The organism is Halodesulfovibrio aestuarii DSM 17919 = ATCC 29578 (genome assembly GCF_000384815.1).
Lineage (GTDB): Bacteria > Desulfobacterota > Desulfovibrionia > Desulfovibrionales > Desulfovibrionaceae > Halodesulfovibrio > Halodesulfovibrio aestuarii.
Genome location: NZ_ARQF01000021.1, coordinates 248,732 through 268,039, shown reverse-complemented (window position 1 = coordinate 268,039; position 19,308 = coordinate 248,732). Strand labels below are relative to the sequence as shown.

Annotated in this window: 14 protein-coding genes and 1 pseudogene; 9 read left to right on the top strand and 6 right to left on the bottom strand. The window is 45.0% G+C overall.

Features of this window, described 5'->3' with window-relative positions; translation table 11 throughout:
* Positions 1-8: 8 nt before the first annotated feature.
* The 4 genes from nuoF to F461_RS0111885 form a co-directional block, all read right to left on the bottom strand.
* On the bottom strand, positions 9-1,856 hold the full coding sequence (nuoF, locus tag F461_RS0111900; RefSeq protein WP_020001392.1) for an NADH-quinone oxidoreductase subunit NuoF: 1,848 nt from the start codon (positions 1,854-1,856) through the stop codon (positions 9-11).
* A gap of 10 nt (positions 1,857-1,866) precedes the next feature.
* Positions 1,867-2,349, bottom strand: coding sequence for an NADH-quinone oxidoreductase subunit NuoE family protein (locus F461_RS0111895; RefSeq protein ID WP_020001391.1), 483 nt, complete (start codon positions 2,347-2,349; stop codon positions 1,867-1,869).
* Between the two features lie 179 nt (positions 2,350-2,528).
* Entirely contained in the window at positions 2,529-3,419 is an 891-nt protein-coding gene (gene folD, locus F461_RS0111890; RefSeq protein ID WP_020001390.1) for a bifunctional methylenetetrahydrofolate dehydrogenase/methenyltetrahydrofolate cyclohydrolase FolD, read from the bottom strand.
* Between the two features lie 84 nt (positions 3,420-3,503).
* Complete coding sequence (locus F461_RS0111885) at positions 3,504-5,303, bottom strand: formate--tetrahydrofolate ligase (RefSeq protein WP_020001389.1); 1,800 nt, start codon at positions 5,301-5,303, stop codon at positions 3,504-3,506.
* A 568-nt stretch (positions 5,304-5,871) separates the two neighbouring features.
* Between F461_RS0111885 and hrpB the strand changes: the two genes are divergently transcribed.
* The gene (gene hrpB, locus F461_RS0111880) at positions 5,872-8,397 is read left to right on the top strand and encodes an ATP-dependent helicase HrpB (protein WP_020001388.1); all 2,526 of its coding nucleotides are present in this window, start codon (positions 5,872-5,874) and stop codon (positions 8,395-8,397) included.
* 218 nt (positions 8,398-8,615) lie between these two features.
* On the opposite strand, the gene F461_RS0111875 is transcribed toward hrpB, so the two are convergent.
* Entirely contained in the window at positions 8,616-9,428 is an 813-nt protein-coding gene (locus F461_RS0111875) for a competence/damage-inducible protein A (RefSeq protein ID WP_020001386.1), read from the bottom strand.
* 112 nt (positions 9,429-9,540) lie between these two features.
* On the bottom strand, positions 9,541-11,109 hold the full coding sequence (locus F461_RS0111870; protein ID WP_020001385.1) for an ATP-binding cassette domain-containing protein: 1,569 nt from the start codon (positions 11,107-11,109) through the stop codon (positions 9,541-9,543).
* 256 nt (positions 11,110-11,365) lie between these two features.
* Here F461_RS0111870 and F461_RS19660 point away from each other — a divergent pair.
* From F461_RS19660 to proC, 8 genes and pseudogenes are all read left to right on the top strand, one after another.
* Positions 11,366-11,653, top strand: a pseudogene (locus tag F461_RS19660) (helix-turn-helix domain-containing protein); the annotation flags it as partial.
* A complete protein-coding gene (locus F461_RS0111865; RefSeq protein WP_082208212.1) occupies positions 11,587-11,856 on the top strand; it encodes an AraC family transcriptional regulator in 270 nt (89 codons plus the stop codon). The pseudogene F461_RS19660 and the gene F461_RS0111865, both read left to right, overlap by 67 nt.
* A gap of 809 nt (positions 11,857-12,665) precedes the next feature.
* A complete protein-coding gene (locus tag F461_RS0111860) occupies positions 12,666-13,343 on the top strand; it encodes an endonuclease III domain-containing protein (protein ID WP_020001383.1) in 678 nt (225 codons plus the stop codon).
* 494 nt (positions 13,344-13,837) lie between these two features.
* A complete protein-coding gene (locus F461_RS0111855) occupies positions 13,838-14,962 on the top strand; it encodes a murein hydrolase activator EnvC family protein (RefSeq protein ID WP_020001382.1) in 1,125 nt (374 codons plus the stop codon).
* A gap of 305 nt (positions 14,963-15,267) precedes the next feature.
* A complete protein-coding gene (locus F461_RS0111850) occupies positions 15,268-16,557 on the top strand; it encodes a S41 family peptidase (protein ID WP_020001381.1) in 1,290 nt (429 codons plus the stop codon).
* A gap of 127 nt (positions 16,558-16,684) precedes the next feature.
* Entirely contained in the window at positions 16,685-17,878 is a 1,194-nt protein-coding gene (locus F461_RS17800) for a divergent polysaccharide deacetylase family protein (protein ID WP_020001380.1), read from the top strand.
* Between the two features lie 91 nt (positions 17,879-17,969).
* Positions 17,970-18,389 carry a nucleoside-diphosphate kinase gene (ndk, locus tag F461_RS0111840; RefSeq protein WP_020001379.1) on the top strand — a complete coding sequence of 140 codons (420 nt, stop codon included), beginning with the start codon at positions 17,970-17,972 and terminating at the stop codon, positions 18,387-18,389.
* A 1-nt stretch (position 18,390) separates the two neighbouring features.
* Complete coding sequence (gene proC / locus F461_RS0111835) at positions 18,391-19,164, top strand: pyrroline-5-carboxylate reductase (protein ID WP_020001378.1); 774 nt, start codon at positions 18,391-18,393, stop codon at positions 19,162-19,164.
* Positions 19,165-19,308 lie beyond the last annotated feature (144 nt).

Here is a 19,308-nt window from a genome sequence, read left to right as displayed (position 1 = left end):
GTCACCACCTAATCTATGGCATCAAACGGACAAGCAGAGTAACAGCTCATACACTGCACGCACAATTCCGTATTAATTTTTGCAACCTCTTTCTTTTTCCACTCCACCGCCCCTACAGGACAGACAGACGCACATTTTCCGCACTTTTTACAACGCTCATCAATTACTTTGAACTCTACCAACGCAGGACAACGCTTGGCAGGACATTTCTTTTCAAAGATATGCGCTTCAAATTCTTCGCGGAAGTGACGGAGTACAGAAAGAACAGGGTTAGAAGCTGTCTGGCCAAGTCCACACAGGGCGGAACTGGTAATCATTTCAGACAATTCCTTAATAAGAGAAATATCTTCAGGCTTACCATGGCCTTCACAGATACGCTCAAGAATTTCCAATTGTCTGCGAGTTCCCTCGCGACACGGGGTACATTTGCCGCAGGACTCTTCCTGAATAAACTCAAGGAAGAAACGTGCCATATCAACCATACACGTTTTGTCATCCATTACGATAACGCCGCCGGATCCCATGATGGCACCGACTTTAGCAATTTCTTCATAATCAACAACAACATCCATATGCTCTTCGGGAATACACCCGCCGGAAGGCCCGCCAAGCTGCACAGCTTTGAGCTTACGTTTCTTAGGGATACCACCGCCGATATCATACACTATGGTGCGTAGAGAGGTCCCCATAGGTACTTCAACAAGCCCTATGTTGTTCACATCGCCGGAAAGTGCAAAGACTTTGGTGCCCTTGCTGTTCTCCGTGCCAACAGAAGAATACCACTTGCCGCCGTTGACCATAATCTGTGCAACGTTAGCAAGAGTTTCAACGTTGTTAAGGACGGTAGGTTTCTTCCAAAGCCCTTGAGCCGCCGGAAATGGAGGACGGGGGATAGGCATACCGCGCTTACCTTCAATGGATCGCATAAGTGCGGTTTCTTCACCGCACACAAACGCACCGGCGCCCTGATAAATAAAAATGTCGAATGAGAAGCCCGTGCCCATAATATTCTCACCGAGCAACCCCATTTCTCGAGCCTGATCAATAGCTATCTGCACACGTTTGATAGCAAGCGGATATTCAGAGCGACAGTAGATATACCCTTCTGTTGCATTAATCGCGCGGGCAGCAATGGTCATTCCCTCAAGCACCGCATGGGGATCTGCTTCAAGAATACTTCGATCCATAAACGCGCCGGGGTCACCCTCATCCGCATTGCAGAGCACGTATTTAGTATCACTGTCATTCTGCGCAGCAAACGACCACTTCATGCCGGTAGGGAAACCAGCACCACCGCGACCACGAATACCAGCCACTTTCATCTCATCAATAATATCTGAAGGCTGCATTTCACGCAGCACTTTGGAAAGCCCCATGTACCCATCTCGACCTATATAATCTTCGATGGATTCAGGATTGATGATCCCTTTGTTGCGCAATGTCCAAGGCTTCTGCAACGCAAAAAACGGGATATCGGAAAATAACGGAACCCGCTTTTTTGACTGCGGATCTTTATACATAAGGCGTTCTATCGGGTTATTGTTAACAAGATGCTCGCTAACAATTTCTGCCACATCATCTCTGGTCATTTTCTGATAAAAAACATTATCAGGATGCACGACCATGAGCGGCCCGAGAGCACAAAAACCGTTACAGCCTGTTTCAACAATACGGACAGAATCTTTCAGTCCGTGTTTTGCAATTTCTTCATGCAGTGCATCTTTAACTTTCAGGCTGCCGGTGGCGTGACAGCCCGTACCGCCGCAAATAAAAAGATGACGGATATTAGGCTCGGAAATACGCGCAGCATGTTCCTGCCGCATCTCTTTAAGCCTTTGAGGGGTTACATGTGTCATATGATCTCCGCTAAGAATACTTTTCTAGAATTTTCAAAACGGAATCAGCAGTCACATCACCATGCACATCCCCATCAACAACCATTGCAGGAGCCAAACCACAGGCGCCGACACAGCGGACACCTTCAAGGTCAAATCGCCTGTCTTCCGTTGTTTCGCCTTCAGCAATACCGAACTCTCCGGAAATTCGACCAATAACTTCGCGGGCACCTTTTACATAACAGGCAGTACCGGTACAAACTTTAATGGAGTTCCGCCCCTTAGGCTTAAGAGAAAAAAGAGAGTAAAATGAAACAACTCCGAAAACATCACTGGCAGGAATATTCATCCCCTTTGCAATATATTCAATAAGCACCTGCGGAAACCACCCCACAACATTCTGTGCTTCACGAAGTACAGTGATAAGTGCTCCGGGAGTGTCTCGATGGCGTTCTATAACGCTATCAACCTCTTTCCACATCTCTTGAGAAATTTCTTCACTGCAGCAGCTCATTGTTTTCCTCCGTACAGACTAAACGTTTGTCTGTAGTACTGCATATATGCCGCTTCTTACAAATCCAACACGGTCAGTAGGACAAAAGGCCGTTAACTCACATCTATTCAAGTTAACGGCCTTTTAAAACTATTGAAACAATCGGTTCCTCTATTTTATGCTGCGAAACACAAAAGGGCTTATTTAGACCCAAGGTGGCGCCATGCTGACGCGACAGTATTTTTCATGAGCATTGCGATTGTCATCGGCCCTACGCCACCGGGAACTGGAGTAATTTTACCAGCAATCTCTTTGGCTTTTTGGAATTCAACGTCACCACTCAAGATAGCCTTACCGGATTCTGCAGTACCAATACGGTTAACGCCAACGTCAATCACAGTTGCGCCAGGTTTAATCCACTCCGGCTTAACAAGGTTTGGAACCCCCGCAGCAACAATAAGAATATCAGCGCGCTTGCAGTGTGCTTCTAAATCTTTGGTACGGGTATGTACCATAGTGACTGTACTGTTGGCACCCACACCTTTTTGTCCCATCATAATAGAAATAGGCTTACCAACAATATTAGAGCGCCCAACCACAACAACTTCCGCACCGCTTGTTTCCGTACCGGAACGCACGATCATTTCCTGAATCCCCGCAGGGGTACAAGGAAGGAAGCCTTCTTTATCACCAATAACCATACGGCCAAGGTTTACAGGGTGGAATCCGTCAACGTCTTTATCTGGATTGATAGCTGTGATGACTTTAGCTTCATCAATATGTTTTGGAAGCGGTAATTGAACTAAAATACCGTGAATGGAAGAGTCGTTGTTATACTTATCGATAAGCGCGAGAAGCTCATCTTCAGTAATATCTTCAGGCTGATTATCCTGAATTTCGTGAAAACCAAGGCTAAGTGCAGTTTTCACTTTAAGGGTCACGTAGCTTACGGAGGCCGGATTTTCCCCGACAAGAATTGTTACAAGACCGGGGACGGTATCGTATTTTTCTTTAATAGCGGCTACTTCGTCGCGCAGTTCTTCAAGAATTGCTGCGCGCATCTCGGTTCCACTGATAATTTCAGCACTCATCGTCTGCTCCTTTTGCAATGCGCTTATATACGAGCTCCGTTAAACACGGAGCCCGACAAAATAGCGCACGCGCGCTTTTTCTTGCTAGAACAACCCCTTAACCTGTCCGGTATCAGGATCAACATCTATTCTTCTGAATGATGGGTTGGAACCAGTACCCGGCATAAGTGAAATGGCACCTGCTACCGGAACAAAGAACCCTGCGCCACCGAAGACAAGAACATCGCGAATAGTGAGACGCCAACCAGTTGGAACACCTTTCTTTGTAGGAATATCGGAAAGCGACAAGTGGCTTTTAACCATACACATGCCAAGCTCACTTGCCTTAGGATCGGCTTCTATAGCCTTCAGCTTCCGAAGTGCTTCAACTGAATAATCTACACCATCAGCACCGTATACTTCGGTAGCTACCCGCTCAATACGTTCGCGTGCAGGCATATCCCAACTATAGAGTGGTGTAAACTCAGTTTCGTCTTCACAGGCTGCAATTACTGCATCAGCAAGTTCAAGTGCGCCGTCGCCACCATGTTCCCAGTGACGGGAAAGTGCAACGCGGGCACCTGCTGCTTCACAAAGCTCACGAACTTTTGCAATTTCTGCATCAGTATCGGTTACAAAGGCGTTGATACATACAACAGGAGAAACACCTGATTTTTTAACAATATTCACGTGGTGCAGGAGGTTAGCACAACCTTTTTCCACCCATTCTACGTTCTCGGAGTTGTATTCTTCCGGAAGCGGCTTGCCCGGAGCTGGCACCGGAGCACCACCATGGCACTTCAATGCGCGGATAGTTGCAACAACAACTGCAGCATCAGGCTTAAGCCCTGAATAGTGACATTTTAAGTTCCAGAATTTTTCGTAGCCGATATCCGCACCAAATCCGGATTCTGTAACATGGTATTCTGAAAGTTTCAGACCAACCTGATCAGCGATAATAGAAGACTGACCAATTGCAATATTCGCAAACGGTCCTGCGTGAACGATTACAGGCTGTCCTTCCAGAGTCTGAATGAGGTTAGGGTTAACAGCTTCTACAATCCATGCTGTCATGGCGCCGTCAACTTCAAAATCTTTTGTGGTAAGCGCATTACCTTTCTTATCATAGGCGAGAATAATTTTGGACATACGTTCACGAAGGTCACGCAGGTCTTTTGCAACAGCGAGAATCGCCATTACTTCTGAAGACACTGCAATATCAAATTTGGAACGCATCATGTAGCCGTCGCGCTGTCCGTTTACGCCGTCAATTCCAATAATGACATTGCGCAAAGCCTGACAACAGAAGTCGATTACCCAGCCCATTTCAACACGGGTTGGATCGATATCAAGACGCTTCATGCCGGAAAGTTTTTCCAATTTCTCATCATCGTAGTTACGCTCATGCTGCATACGGGAAGTAAGAGCTACCATCGCAAGGTTATGTGCGTTCATGATTGAGTTAATATCGCCGGTAAAACCTAGAGAGAATGGAGTAAGCGGGATACACTGAGAGCGTCCGCCACCCGCGGCTGAACCTTTCACGCCCATAGTCGGGCCACCGGAAGGCTGGCGGATAGCTGCAGAAGATTTTTTGCCTCGCTTGCCAAGTCCCTGTACCAAACCAATAGTTGTGGTGGACTTGCCCTCACCAAGCGGAGTAGGAGTAATTGCAGTTACGTTAATGTACTTGCCGTTGGGCTTGTTCTCAAGGCGTTTAAGTACTGCACGGTAATCGATTTTACCCATGTAGTGTCCATACGGAAGAAGTTCCTTCTCAGTAAGCCCCATCTCATCTGCGATAGCATAGATGGTCTTCATCCGTTTCTCAGCGTCCTGAGCAACTTCCCAGTCAGCATGATTTTTTGGATCCAAAGTCTTGTTTTCTGTTTCCACAGGGGCCATCTTTTCACCCTCCCTTAAAAGGTAAAAGAACAGGTATTGCTCTACACAGAGAATGTCACCACATTTACGCGTCTCAACATAAGGATCTCAATTACAGCGCCCATTTCTTATTCGAAAAAAAGCATTCTGTGTAAGCATGGTAGTACATCAAGCCAATCATACAGGCTAAAACAATCCAAGCATTGCAGCGTTGAATCAGCCCGCCGTACGAAACGTTATGCAGCTCGATGCGAGGAGAAAGAAAAGCGGCCTTCCCAGTTTGGCTACCTATCTTGGATAAAAGTTTATTTTACTAAACTCTCTACCATCTGTTCATCCCGCAACCATTGTGCATATAGCTAAGTAGTTCCAAGTGACATACACGCACCATTGTATTTACGTCAATATGCGTAGAAATTTTTGCAGAAAAATAGAAAATTGAGTGTTAAAATCACGCAAGCCTGCAAAATGAATTTTGCACATTGTTTTTTTTGTTTTCATTGTCTGTATATTCTCTTACGTTGCAAGCCTTTCTCCGCTATAGAAAGCATGTTACATTATTCACATAAACCACATCAACATACTGTTTATGCACACAAACTTTTTTGACGATTTACCCTCTCTTCCCATCGATTCAAGCCTGCCTGAGATTGTATCGACCCTTATGACATCCCCGAACTGCGTGCTTCAGGCACCTCCGGGAGCAGGAAAAACAACACGGGTTCCACTTGCATTACTAAAAAATTATCATCTAGCAGAAAAAAAAATTATAATGTTAGAACCAAGACGGCTCGCTGCGCGAACCGCAGCTGCACGTCTGGCCCAGACTCTTGGTGAACAAACCGGTAACACCATTGGGTATCGTATAAAAAACGACACAAAGGTATCTTCCAAAACAAAAATTGAAGTTGTTACAGAAGGCGTGCTCACGCGTATTATCCAAAACGATCCAGAACTTTCTGCATATTCCTGTATCATTTTTGATGAATTCCATGAACGCAGTATGCATGGCGATCTTGGGTTAGCTCTTGCGATTGAAGTACAGGAAGCGCTGCGAGATGACCTGCGTATTCTGGTCATGTCCGCAACTCTCGACACACAGGAAATCTCTACATTGCTTAACAACTGCCCCACCATCAGCTGTAAAGGCAGAAGCTACCCTGTAACCGTCAAGCATGTCCCCATGCCGCAAGCGCACACTACACGTGTTGATCAACATATACCTGCGCTGCTCAACCACATGGTAAAAACCATACAGTATGCTATCACAAACGACGAAGGTAGTATTCTTGCCTTTCTCCCCGGTGCAGGAGAAATAACCCGCGTAGCAGAAATGCTTCAACCCGCCATACCGCAGAATGTAGACATCACTCCTTTGTACGGAAACTTGCCACAAAAACAGCAGGACGCGGCGATTCTGCCAGCTAAAGCAGGACGCAGAAAAGTAGTACTCGCCACCTCAATTGCAGAAACATCTCTCACAATAGAAGGGATCAGAATCGTCATTGATAGTGGATTGTCCCGATCCTCCAGATTCTCTCCCGCAACAGGCATGAACAGACTTGTCACTGAACCCGTTTCCATTGCTGCCGCAGCCCAACGTACAGGACGTGCTGGACGTTTAGACAGTGGTATATGCTACAGGCTTTGGTCAAAAGTTCAGGAAAATTCATTCCGCCCCTTTGCTTCTCCAGAAATTAAAGAAGCAGACCTCGCTCCTCTGGCTCTTGAGCTCGCCCAATGGGGAGCTTACGGTGAACATGGAGCCCATACCCTCGCATGGCTGAACACCCCGCCAGCCAGCAATTACCGTCAGGCGCTCACACTCCTTCAGCAACTTGGAGCACTCGATACAAATTTTTCCATTACGGCTCACGGCAAGGCCGTTACGGCTCTACCGCTGCATCCACGACTTGCCCATATGATCATTACAGCTAATGAGCAAGGCTACGGGCTTACAGCTTGCATTCTTGCAGCCGTTTTATCAGAAAGAGTACATGGTACAGACCTGCGGCATCTCGTAGAACAGGCACTCTCCACTCCGACCATCGCAAAAACTACACGACATCTTTGCAACCTATTGCAGATTCCCGCATCAGAACCACTCAAAATTCACATGACAGGCGCTTGCCTAGCGCTCGCTTATCCTGACCGCATTGGAAAGCTACTGGCCAACAGCCGTACAGAGTATAAACTTGCCAATGGCCGAAAAGCACAACTCGCAGAAGAAAGCTCACTCGCCGCCTCACCATTCATCGTCGTAGCAGAACTAAATGATGCACATGCAACAAGCCGGATATGGCGTTGTGCCCCCATTCATATTGACGATATTTACAACCTCTTCAAATCAAGGATTCAAGAATGCGAATCTGTAGAATGGGACGAGAAGACAGCCTCTGTAACCGCCCTCCGGACAGAACAACTCGGAGAAATTATCCTCTCACAACAGCCATTAACCAATGTACCTCAAGAGCGACTACTCGCCGCCCTGCTTGAAGGCATCCGAAAGCTTGGCCTTGAAACCCTGCCGTGGACTAAGGAAGCTCTTCACCTACGAGAACGCCTCTCCTTTATGCACATATACGCTCACGAGCCTACTTCTGTAACAAATCAAAACGAATGGGCAGATGTATCAGACAAATCTCTTCTCAGCACTCTGGAAACTTGGCTCTCTCCATATCTTACAGGGATGCGCAACGCATCAGATCTGCGCAAGCTTGACCTTAAAACAATCCTGCTCGCATCGTTAGACTGGACGCAACAGACTACATTACAAAAAATAGCTCCAACTCATTTCACTGTACCATCCGGCTCCAGCATCCGCATTGACTACAGCAACCCCAACGCGCCACTATTACCTGTTAAGCTACAAGAAATGTTTGGAGCAACGCAGACACCGGCTATAGCAAACGGGCAAGTTCCATTAACAGTACATCTGCTCTCACCAGCAGGCAGACCATTACAAGTAACGCGTGATCTACTCTCCTTCTGGAAAAACGGCTATCCGTCTGTCCGATCAGAAATGCGCGGGCGGTACCCAAAGCATCCATGGCCGGAAGACCCGATCACAGCAGAACCGACACGTAAGACAAACAGAGCATTAAAGAATAAATAGGACTGCGCTACCTTCTTTTTCATTTTTTTTTGGCTGGGTATGTTGTGAGTTCTTTACATCTTGCGGACAAAAAATAAATCTTTCATTGTCAGTTGGACTCATTGATATTGCAAAAAACTGTCTCCCCGTAATGTAAAAAAGCATGCACCGAATGGTGCATGCTTCAAAATTATGATTCTTCGTCAGTTACGTTTTGTTATCCAAATCTGTTGCCACTATTATTTCTCTTTTATGGAGAAACCAAGTTCTCTTATCCCGCTGCACAACTCCTGAAAGGCTTTATTCAAGAGCACTTCTTTTTCCCCGACACCTGTAATGGTCATGAGAATATCCAATTCCGGTTTTCCCTCGATAGCAGTAGCCAACGATTTTGTATAAATATCGGGATATTGACTCACAATACAACTAAGTACTGGTTCTAATAGAGATTCACAGCCAGATTGCACAGTAATCCGACGAGAAATAGCTCCCCCTTCACCAAAGACTTGATCAAGGAAGTCCTTCAGAGATTGATTTATAATTTGCTTCAATTCAGAAGGGACGCCGGGAACGCTGATAATCGACGTCTTTCCAACCTGAAGAAAAGAACCGGGAGCTGTGCCCACGATGTTAAGAAGAGGCTCAGCGCCCTGAGGTAAATAGGCCATTTTTTCTCTGGCTGGAGTCAAACCACCTTGCGGCAGTATTCCCTTGGAAACAAAATAGTCATACTGGTTTCGAACCATTTCAAGCGCTTCTGGATGAAGAACCACCGTTCTGTCAGTTCCTGCCGCGACAGCCTTTAGCGTCAAGTCATCAGATGTCGGCCCAAGCCCCCCAGAGGTAAAAAGTATGTCAACGTTACGCGTTACAGCTGTGCGTACAGCCTCCGCGACGACATCAAGAATATCAGGCAGAACAGTCACCCTCACGACTATACCGCCACGTTCATGAACAAGATTACACAACCAATTCGAGTTGGTATCTAAGATGTCACCGGTTAAAATTTCATTTCCCACAATAAGGATTTCGACATTCGCTGTTTTCTTCATACTTCCTCATTGGATAATACCATGTAACACATATTCACGTTCGCAATAGCAAGATGGAGCTAGCCTCTACTCATGTCCCACAATCAGTTTCTTTCGCCGTCTATAGAAATTTTCAATCCTGCAAAATCGTAACGACACCGTCGGTTATAGTCGCGTTGTTTGTCGCCCAACACTGGGACTCTTCAGGATGATGTGTAGCAAGAACCATTGTCAGCCCCTGATCGGCAAGTCCATTGAGTATAATGCGCATATCATGACGTGAAGGCGCATCCAACCCACTGAAAGGTTCGTCGAGGATTAAGAGGCTAGGACTATTTACAAGTGCACGTGCAATAATAACCTTACGAAGCTGGCCGTAGGAAAGAGTATTAGCTTTACGTTCGGCAAGATTGGAAATTCCAAGCGCAGCAAGCGTCTCAAAAGCAGTTTGTTCCATTATCGGAGTGGGATATTTATGCAACCCGATATGTTGCCAGAATCCGGAAAGTACCACATCAAGAACGGTGATTTCTACACGATGCAGGGTCTGCAAACGAGGTGAGACTACGCCAATACGTTGCTTAATTGCCCAAAAATCTTTGAACGCGCCATCAGCAGGAATGCGCTCTTGACCGAACCAGCGTACTTCCCCCCCGCAAGCCGCAGGAAGTTCTCCTGTCATCATCCGCAGCAATGTAGATTTACCTGCGCCATTGCGCCCCGTAAGCATCCAGCGCTCTCCACGTTGAACAACAAGATTGGCATTGCGTACAATCCCTGCGGTGGCATTGCTCATAGAGATGACAGGAACAGAAGAATCAACAGTTTTTGAAGCGGGCAGCAGAGAAAAATCCATGGCCGCTGTCTGGCGAATATCTACTGGCGTCGTAACAAGGGGATCATCCAAAACAGAATGCTTATCTTGATCTCTTAACGAATCTGATTGCTTTATCAAAGTATCCTGCGGGTCACTTAAGCTGTTCATGGTACGTGCCCCCGCATGAACAATACGTCCGTTTTCGAGCATGAGAATACGGTTGATGCAAGCCGGAAGTTCTGTTGCACGATGTGTAGCACAGAGAATTTGAACACCTGATTTCGCAATTCTGTCGACGAGAGCAATAATTTCCAATCTGGACTCCCGATCAAGTCCATCTGCATATTCATCAAGGAAAACCAAACGCGGTTTGCTGGCCATTGCGCGGGCAAGGAATAAACGTTTGACCTGACCTGTTGAACATTCTGGCAACGGCTTATCCAGAAGCGCGGTAACCCCCATACGCTCGGCAAGGGAATGAATCTCGTCCCATTCCTGCGGTGTCGGCGGAGTGTATATCAGAGGAGTGTTATGCAAACCAGCCATAAGCAGTGTCTTGCCATCAATGACTCTTTCCAGCTGAAGATAGTGGTCAATCAGTTCGGCAGAAACCGTGGTTGTGTGCTCACGAAAGCCTATAGGGGACAAAGAAGGAGTTCCATCCGCATTAAAGTAGTGACGGAGTCCTACGTTCTGAACAGGCCAGATATCTCCACGCACAAGAGAAAGAAATGTGCTTTTACCTGCACCATTACCGCCAATGATGGCCCAGTTCTGACCTACATTCAGTTCCCAGGAGATCTGTGCAAGAGCCATAGTCTGCCCCTTGCGTACGCTTACATTATCAAGTTGAAGAATTGGCATGAAGAAAAATTTATAATCCATTTTTCCGTTCGGAGAGTTGATCGGGGAACAGGTGCAGTCGAGGAACGTGCCCGCCTACTCCTGAAAGTCAGCCATCGGAACAAGATTCAAATCCCACCCCGGTGTGTCTACTGTTCACGTAGACATGTTATTTCCACCGCATATGACGTTAGCCACTTTGGGGTCACTTGATCAAGTTATTCATCACAGCAAGAGCTTTGATAGTAATATTTTGATGTTGCATGAAATATAATCACGTTAAGTAGCGGAGTATCAGCGACGTTTAGAATTACAACGCGCTGCCAATGCGTTGTTTTATAGCAACAGACAGCTTATCGATATAGCCCTGAAGGCAGGATATGGCTCACAAGAAGCGTTTACCCGTGCGTTCAAACGTTGGTGTGACTACACTCCTAAGTATTATAGAAAGTGGTCACCGGAACATGAATTTTTATCAGGAGAAACCCTCATGAATGCTAAGCACAATCTGCTGGAAAAATGCCGCTACGATGCATGGTCATACCGGAATCTTTCAGAATTATGGATGGTATTGACAAACGAGTGATTCCAGAAGGGCGCTATGCATCAGTTACTCATAGAGGCCCCTATGAAACACTATACATCACATATTCCGTCCTGTTTGGAGAATGGCTCCCTCAATCAGGTGAAGAACTGCAAGATGCACCATCTCTTCAAATTTATCTAAACAATATCGACGAGACTCCTGCTGAAGAGCTACTAACTGAAATTCGAATTGTATTACAGTAACATCACTATACTATTCTACAAAAAAATAAGTAATTAATTGACTTTGCTGTTTTCAACATATTAATTTTTTAAAAATCAACATCAACAAAGCTACAATACAAGAACTATTAATATATTGTCACATAACAATACCATTCAGTCTTTTCTAGAAAAGCACCAGCATACATCAAAAGCAAAAGAGCGCCCTGCAAAAAACAGGACGCTCTTCAGTTATATGGGGTGCATATAAAGTGTAGGGAAGAATTATACGCTGAAATACCAATAGGCGTAATGATATACCTCAGCGAAAAAATTCATCTCAATGTTTCAGCACTAGCAGAAACATTGAGAGTTATATTAAACATGCAGCACCACCGTGTCAACATCCAATATCATCATGAAACAACATCAAAAATAGCTTGTTCCTCATCTTGTTGCATAATTAAAACATAAGTTACTACCAACATGAACACCTCATGTTGTTCGTTCCTCCAACATTAAAAATATTCAACCCATATTCTATCTTTATTACTTATACATATAACGCAACAAGTGTGCATACATCACTTTATTACATTATAAACTATTAAACAATCACGTAATCACTATAAAACCTGCTTCGTCATTTCTCTTTTCACCTATAACAAGTGACAATAATGACTACAAATTCACTATTTTTGCTTCTATCAAAATCCTAATATATTCTTTGATTCCTCAAACCATTTTTACCAAGCATTAATACCTGCCCGTTACGTTAATTCAACGTCAAAATATATTGCTCCGGCCTTGTACAAAGAACACAATGAAGCAGTGGAATCTTGCCAGTAAGTATGGATAAGCGTACAGTTCGCAACATTATGAATCGTGAGAAACTACTTATGGATATATTTACTGCTATGAAAAACACCTTTGGTAGCAGTAATTGGTGGCCTGCCGACAGTGCCTTTGAAGTAATGGTTGGCGCAGTTCTTACACAGAATACGAACTGGAAAAATGTCGAAAAAGCCATTCAAAACCTAAAACAACATAATCTACTCACTCCACAAGTCATGCTGGGACTTTCGCAGGATGAGCTTGCAGGCCATATTCGCCCAGCGGGTTATTATAATGTAAAGGCAAAGCGACTACAGAATTTGCTTCGCTGGTTCAACGACACAGCAAGCTGTTCATTCTCCGCACTAGACCACCTATCTATTGACGAATTGCGAGCAGAACTACTTGCGGTTAACGGCATCGGACAGGAAACAGCAGACTCCATTTTACTCTATGCATTTGAACGCCCTTCCTTTGTTGTTGATGCCTATACAAGACGCATTTTTCATCGTCACAGTTTAATTGAAGAAGATATTTACTACGAGGATCTTCGTGATTATTTTATGGATGTGCTACCGCACGATACACAACTATTTAACGAATACCATGCCTTTATCGTCCATGTGGCTAAAAAATGGTGCCTCAAAAAAAAGACGCACTGCGAGACATGCCCTTTGCGTATTTTTTTAGAGTAAAAAATGTGCCCCATAAATAAAGAACATCTCCAAGTTATGTTATTCGCACAGCTAACTGTTGTTTTGCTTTCTTCTACAAAAACAGATACGAAAAAACAGACAAAAACAACTACGCGATCGTTATACCGCATCGGGTATTGTTCCGTATGATCGAATATATCGCTACATAGACCAATGTTACTATGAAATTCACCATCATATAAAGTTAGCAACACTCAGGAATTAAATCTTTCCGAGGTATTATATATCATTCCACTTACTAAGCTAACCGTATTGGATGAAATGAACACTCTCAATGGTTCTACAGTGCAGCATTCGTCAAAGAAAGGCATACGCAGTGCTTTAGAATTACAGACTAAATAACACCATGAAACTCAATTCAATGGTATATGGATAAAAAAAATTCATCTTGCGTTAGCTATATCACCTTTATCCGTGACCAAGAGACACACCCTTGCGGGTAGAGGGCAAAGCCCCCTCGCCGAAGGCACCAAATGAAAAAAAGTTTCCTGTATCTCCCACTTATTCTTATCATGTTGTCCATTTCATCAACATGTGTTTCTGCTTTTGCTGAAAATGCTGCAACTCTCGCCAAAAAACTGAAACAAGAAAAAGAACAAGCTCAGAGTAAAAAGAAAAAACTCACCACCCTGACGCGTAAAGCACAACGGCTACAACGCGCAGTAAGTCAGGAAGAAACAAAAATTGCAAAGCTCACCGACGCAATTAAAATACAAGAAAAGAACTACTTAGAACTCAGTGCAAAGCACAAAGCATTAACCTCTGAATACGACGAATTGAATTCCCAAAATAAAGTTCTACAAAACGAATTGATATCATTGGTTAAAAAGTTATGGCCGTTGTACATTAATAGTCGGGTACTTGCCAGTAACACACCTGAAAATTGGGGAGAGTTAGATAGGCGCTACACATGGGCCTCTACACTCTATACTACGGTTGAGGCAAAGCAACGCACACTTATGGAGCAAGAAGCAAAATTAAAGTTACTTGCCGTCAAACAGTCATCTCTTTCTGATAAAGCAAAGCAAAAGCTTGCAGAGATAAACAGAAAGAAAGACGAGTTACTACAGCAGAAGCTCCGCCACCATAAACAATTAAAAAAGGTCAGCGCCCAAAAAGCCTCAGCAGAATCCTCACTGCGAAGCATTCTCTCAATTATTGAGACGCTGAACTATAAACTTGAGGAAAAGAGCAAGGCAGGTGCAAACTTTCCACTGCTCAAAGGCGTCCTCCCGTGGCCCGCACACGGTGTTATCGCCAAGCGATTCAAGCCTGACGCAAAGCCTCCAGTTCGTGGCATTGGGCTTGCGCTACAGAAAGGCAGCATTATTCAGGCCGTTTCCAGCGGTAAAGTTGTACATAATGATGTCCTACGAGGTTTCGGACGCGTTGTAATAGTAGTACACGGTGAAGAATATTATTCATTGTATGCATTCCTCGCCGACAGCAAACTAAAGGTTGGCGATATTGTTAAACAAAAACAGACGATTGGTAATGCCGGCTTCTACCCCGATGTAGAGGGAACGGGAATGTATTTCGAATTGCGCTTTCATCAAAAAGCAATTAATCCAGAGAGCTGGCTTTCCGCATTGGATTAATTACAGATATATGTTTTGCCACTAGCCGGTAAGCACTACCTTGCTACCGCAAGATCAGTGTCCCATAACTGCGAGTTTGGACTTAATATTTTTGAATACAACACGCGTTCAAATTGAGACAAAATCGTGCAGGCAACCTTCAACCGTTAGCAACTTTTTTTGAGCTTTACGGATGATGAGAATGAAACGGAACAAGAAAAAATCCAAATGATACATACTAGTCAATATGTAAGAGCATGGTTTTTTCGCAACAACACAGCTAGGTGATGTCTTGTCATCAATTTGAACTTGGAGGATCTTTGATAATGCGCTTAACTATGTGGTTAGTCGCCATCATGACTACAGCTTTACTTGCTTTTTCTTCTATTCCCGGCATGGCTACAGATGCGCAAAGCAAGTTTGAGTCTCTCAAGCGATTTAGCCAAATTCTGGATCTTGTTGAACGTTACTATGTACAGGACGTTCCAAGAACAGACCTTATTAACGGTGCCATCAATGGCATGTTACAATCTCTTGATCCGCACTCCACGTTTATGGATCAGGAAGAGTACAAAAGCATGCAGGAATCCACCACTGGTGAATTCTTCGGCATCGGCGTAGAAATAACCCAAGACGAATCAGGTGTACTCAGAGTAGTAACACCTATTGAAGATACTCCTGCGGATAAAGCTGGCTTAGCAGCCGGTGATCTAATTCTTGAAGTAGATGGAAAACTCACACAGGACTTAGGCTTGCGCGAGTCTGTTGCACGCATCAAAGGCGAAAAAGGTAGCAAAGTTAAGCTGACCATTCTTTCAAAGAAAGCAAAAGCTCCGCGTGAAGTTGAAATTGTTCGTGACTCCATACCGCTCGTAAGTGCAAAAGTACGTGAACTTGATGACGGAATCGTATGGATTCGTCTCAGTCGTTTCTCTGAAAATACAACAGATGAGCTTCAAGAAAAACTTGCTGCATACAAAAAGAAACACAAAATTAAAGGCGTAGTGCTCGATTTACGCAATAACCCAGGTGGGCTGCTTGACCAGTCTATTAAGGTTGCAGACCTCTTCCTTCAGGGTGGTACCGTAGTCTCTATCAAAGGCAAAGGAAACGACTCACGCAACTTTGATGCTGCCAAGCAGGCAGGAGACATTACAGCGCCAATGGTAGTCCTTATTAACGCCGGTTCTGCTTCTGCTTCCGAAATTGTTGCGGGAGCCTTACGCGACCATAAACGTGCTCTCATTATTGGTGAACCAAGCTTCGGCAAGGGGTCTGTGCAAAACATTATCCCGCTGAACGATGGCAGTGCTATTAAGCTAACCATAGCACGTTACTTCACTCCAAATGGCACTTCGATTCAGGCAAAAGGAATTGAACCTGACCTTGTAGTACCATTTGAACTCCCTGCGGAAAAAGAAAATTCTACAGCGAAGTTCCTTCACGCACCACGTGAGCAGGATCTTGAAGGTCACCTTGAAAAAGTTGATGCCGCTAAGAAAAAATCCAACTTTAAACAAAACAAAGCTGTGCGTGAACGTCTTGCAAAAGACAACCAGCTCAGACTCGCCACGGGTCTTGTAAAAACACTTCCACGCATCCAAAGCTTACAATAATACGCTAACTAAGCGGGTCCAAAAGGGGAGAGCACAAATTGTGCTCTCCCCTTTTTTGCGCCTTTTAAATCAGCCAACTCTGATGTATGGAGTTCTGGATAGTTGAATTTTCCTTTAGGGAGCTCTGATGTCTGATTCGCGACAAAACCAGCCGCCGCGCTGGCCTTATTATACTCTTGCTGTTATCTGCTGTCTCACGCTGGTCGCTCTTTTCTACGCACTCTCCAGCAACTCCAAGACAACAACAGATCCTGTGGCCGAAATGCGCGCGCCGGTGAACTTTGCGTCACTTCCTTATGAAGAACGGCTTGATGCACCCATGGAAGAAGGTGTTAAACGCATTGACTACGCCATATTACGGGCATTGCAAGACGCAAATGTATCTGCTTCCGGTATTGAGCTTGTTGCTATCGAGCAACAACGATTCGGCGATGAAACATTTCACTTCCAGCAACTGCGTATTAATTCGCAATATACTGCTGACGAGCTCATTACACCAATCGCAACAGCGTTGGTACAGTGGGCAAACAAAGCAACTCTGACAAAACTTTCCACTAACATGTACCGCGTGACATTCAACGATGTGGAAACCCATCTACTTAAATTTAACAAAATCACTGACGCAACGGATTTCGACAAAAATCCTGCAACATTGGATATTGGCGGTCATCTCACTATTGTGATAGACGACCTTGGTGAAAGTATTTCGGCAGCACATTCGCTTGCAGGCTTAAGCTATCCTGTCACCTTCGCAATATGGCCCCGTTCGTCATATGCAAAAGAGATTGCAGATATAGCTAGTGCTTTCTCCCGGGAGATCATCATTCATCAGCCAATGGAGCCAATGTCTGCTGATGCTCAACCGGGACCTGGCGCCGTTTATGTTGATATGACACCTGAAGACATTCGAGCTACTGTTCGTGCCAACTTCAAACTTGTTCCCGGGGCTGTTGGGCTAAACAACCATATGGGATCTAAGTTCACACAGAACCGTGAAGCGGTACGAGAGGTTGCGCTGGAAGCAAAGAAACGTGGGTTCTTTGTTCTGGACAGTATGACTCATGCAAAATCAGTGTTTTTCAATGAGGCGAAAAGGCAAGGGCTAATTGCCTTCAGGAGAAATGTTTTCATCGACAATGTAAAAGAGGTTCAAAGCACTCTACACCAGCTTAAAAAAGCTGAACGAATTGCATTGGCTAAAGGTACTGCCATTGCAATCGGACACCCGCATCCTACCACGTTGTTAGCGCTGCAAGAGTGGGAAAAGCAGCGCAATCCACGCGTTGCGGTTGTCAAATTGTCGGAGCTTCTGAACTTCTAGCGGGCTAGATACAACGAAAGTCGGATACCACATATATACATCTCGACAGTTGTATCCTTCAATTACCTTTCTATTTGGAGGATCATTGGCAATGATTCAGAGAACTTTTTCCATCATTAAACCAGATGCAACTGCACGCAACCTCGAGGGCAAAATCCTTGCACACATTCAGGATGCTGGCCTTAATGTAGTTGCCATGAAAAAAATTCGCATGACGAAAGAACAGGCTGAAGGATTCTACTACGTTCATAAAGAACGTCCTTTCTTTCAAAGCCTTGTTGACTTCATGACTTCAGGCCCTGTGGTCTGCTCTGTTCTTGAAGGCGAGAATGCAATTGAAAACTACCGTGCTATCATGGGTGCTACCAACCCTGCAGATGCAGCAGAAGGTACTATCCGTAAAGAGTTTGCAGAAAACATTGAAGCCAACTCTGTTCATGGCTCCGATGCACCTGAAACTGCCGAGTACGAAATTCACTACTTCTTTAACAATCTGGAGATCACTGGCTAACATGAATACGTTCGGCTGTATCGGCTGCGGTAACATGGGGTCCGCTATCTTAGGCGGTCTTGAGCCCCAAAAGAACATTTCCCTTATCGGCTACGATCCAAGTGGTAATGTTCCGTGCACAGCGTGCGACTCTAATATCGAACTTGCCCAGCAGGCTGATTTCATCCTGCTCGCGGTCAAGCCAGACTATGTCGAAACGGTGCTCGAAGATATCCAGCCCGCACTCACTGGGGATAAGGTCATCATTTCTATTGCAGCAGGTGTTTCTATGGAGACACTTAAAAAATGCAGCGGCGGTAAATGCCCTGTAATTCGCTGTATGCCGAATACTCCGGCAATGGTAGGCGAAGGCATTTTTGCTTTCTGTTTTGAAGACCCGTCTCTTACAGAGAAGCAACAGACAGCCGTTCACACCATGTTCGAGCAACTCGGTCAGGTTATGGTGCTGCCTGAATCTAAATTCAATGCATTCACCGCTATTGCCGGTTGTGGCCCTGCATACGTGCTTTACTTTATTGAAGCCGTAACAGAAGCTGCCGTCAGCGTTGGTTTTCATCGAAACGAAGCTACCGAAATGGCTATCAATCTCTTCAAGGGCACTACAAAGCTTGCGAACGAGTCCGATCATCATATTTCAGTACTTCGCGAAATGGTTTGCTCACCTGCTGGTGTCACCATTGCTGCTGTAAACCACATGGACCGAACTGCCGTACGCGGAAATATTATCGACTCTATTTTTAAAGCTTACGATCGTGGCATTGAAATGAGTAAATAATTCGCTGCAAAAACGTAAGGGCGCACCTGTAAGGGTGCGCCCTTTTTTTATGCAAACAGACTTGGGCAATAACAATCCCCCGTACCATACATGATACGGGGGAAATATGTCAGTAAGTCTTAAATCCCGTTACTGGCTACAATG

Bases quoted from the DNA above. Each gene is read 5' to 3' on its own strand.
- nuoF (WP_020001392.1), bottom strand. From the start codon at position 1,856: ATGACACATGTAACCCCTCAAAGGCTTAAAGAGATGCGGCAGGAACAT.
- F461_RS0111895 (WP_020001391.1), bottom strand. From the start codon at position 2,349: ATGAGCTGCTGCAGTGAAGAAATTTCTCAAGAGATGTGGAAAGAGGTT.
- folD (WP_020001390.1), bottom strand. From the start codon at position 3,419: ATGAGTGCTGAAATTATCAGTGGAACCGAGATGCGCGCAGCAATTCTT.
- F461_RS0111885 (WP_020001389.1), bottom strand. From the start codon at position 5,303: ATGGCCCCTGTGGAAACAGAAAACAAGACTTTGGATCCAAAAAATCAT.
- hrpB (WP_020001388.1), top strand. From the start codon at position 5,872: ATGCACACAAACTTTTTTGACGATTTACCCTCTCTTCCCATCGATTCA.
- F461_RS0111875 (WP_020001386.1), bottom strand. From the start codon at position 9,428: ATGAAGAAAACAGCGAATGTCGAAATCCTTATTGTGGGAAATGAAATT.
- F461_RS0111870 (WP_020001385.1), bottom strand. From the start codon at position 11,109: ATGGATTATAAATTTTTCTTCATGCCAATTCTTCAACTTGATAATGTA.
- F461_RS0111865 (WP_082208212.1), top strand. From the start codon at position 11,587: ATGCCGCTACGATGCATGGTCATACCGGAATCTTTCAGAATTATGGAT.
- F461_RS0111860 (WP_020001383.1), top strand. From the start codon at position 12,666: ATGGATAAGCGTACAGTTCGCAACATTATGAATCGTGAGAAACTACTT.
- F461_RS0111855 (WP_020001382.1), top strand. From the start codon at position 13,838: ATGAAAAAAAGTTTCCTGTATCTCCCACTTATTCTTATCATGTTGTCC.
- F461_RS0111850 (WP_020001381.1), top strand. From the start codon at position 15,268: ATGCGCTTAACTATGTGGTTAGTCGCCATCATGACTACAGCTTTACTT.
- F461_RS17800 (WP_020001380.1), top strand. From the start codon at position 16,685: ATGTCTGATTCGCGACAAAACCAGCCGCCGCGCTGGCCTTATTATACT.
- ndk (WP_020001379.1), top strand. From the start codon at position 17,970: ATGATTCAGAGAACTTTTTCCATCATTAAACCAGATGCAACTGCACGC.
- proC (WP_020001378.1), top strand. From the start codon at position 18,391: ATGAATACGTTCGGCTGTATCGGCTGCGGTAACATGGGGTCCGCTATC.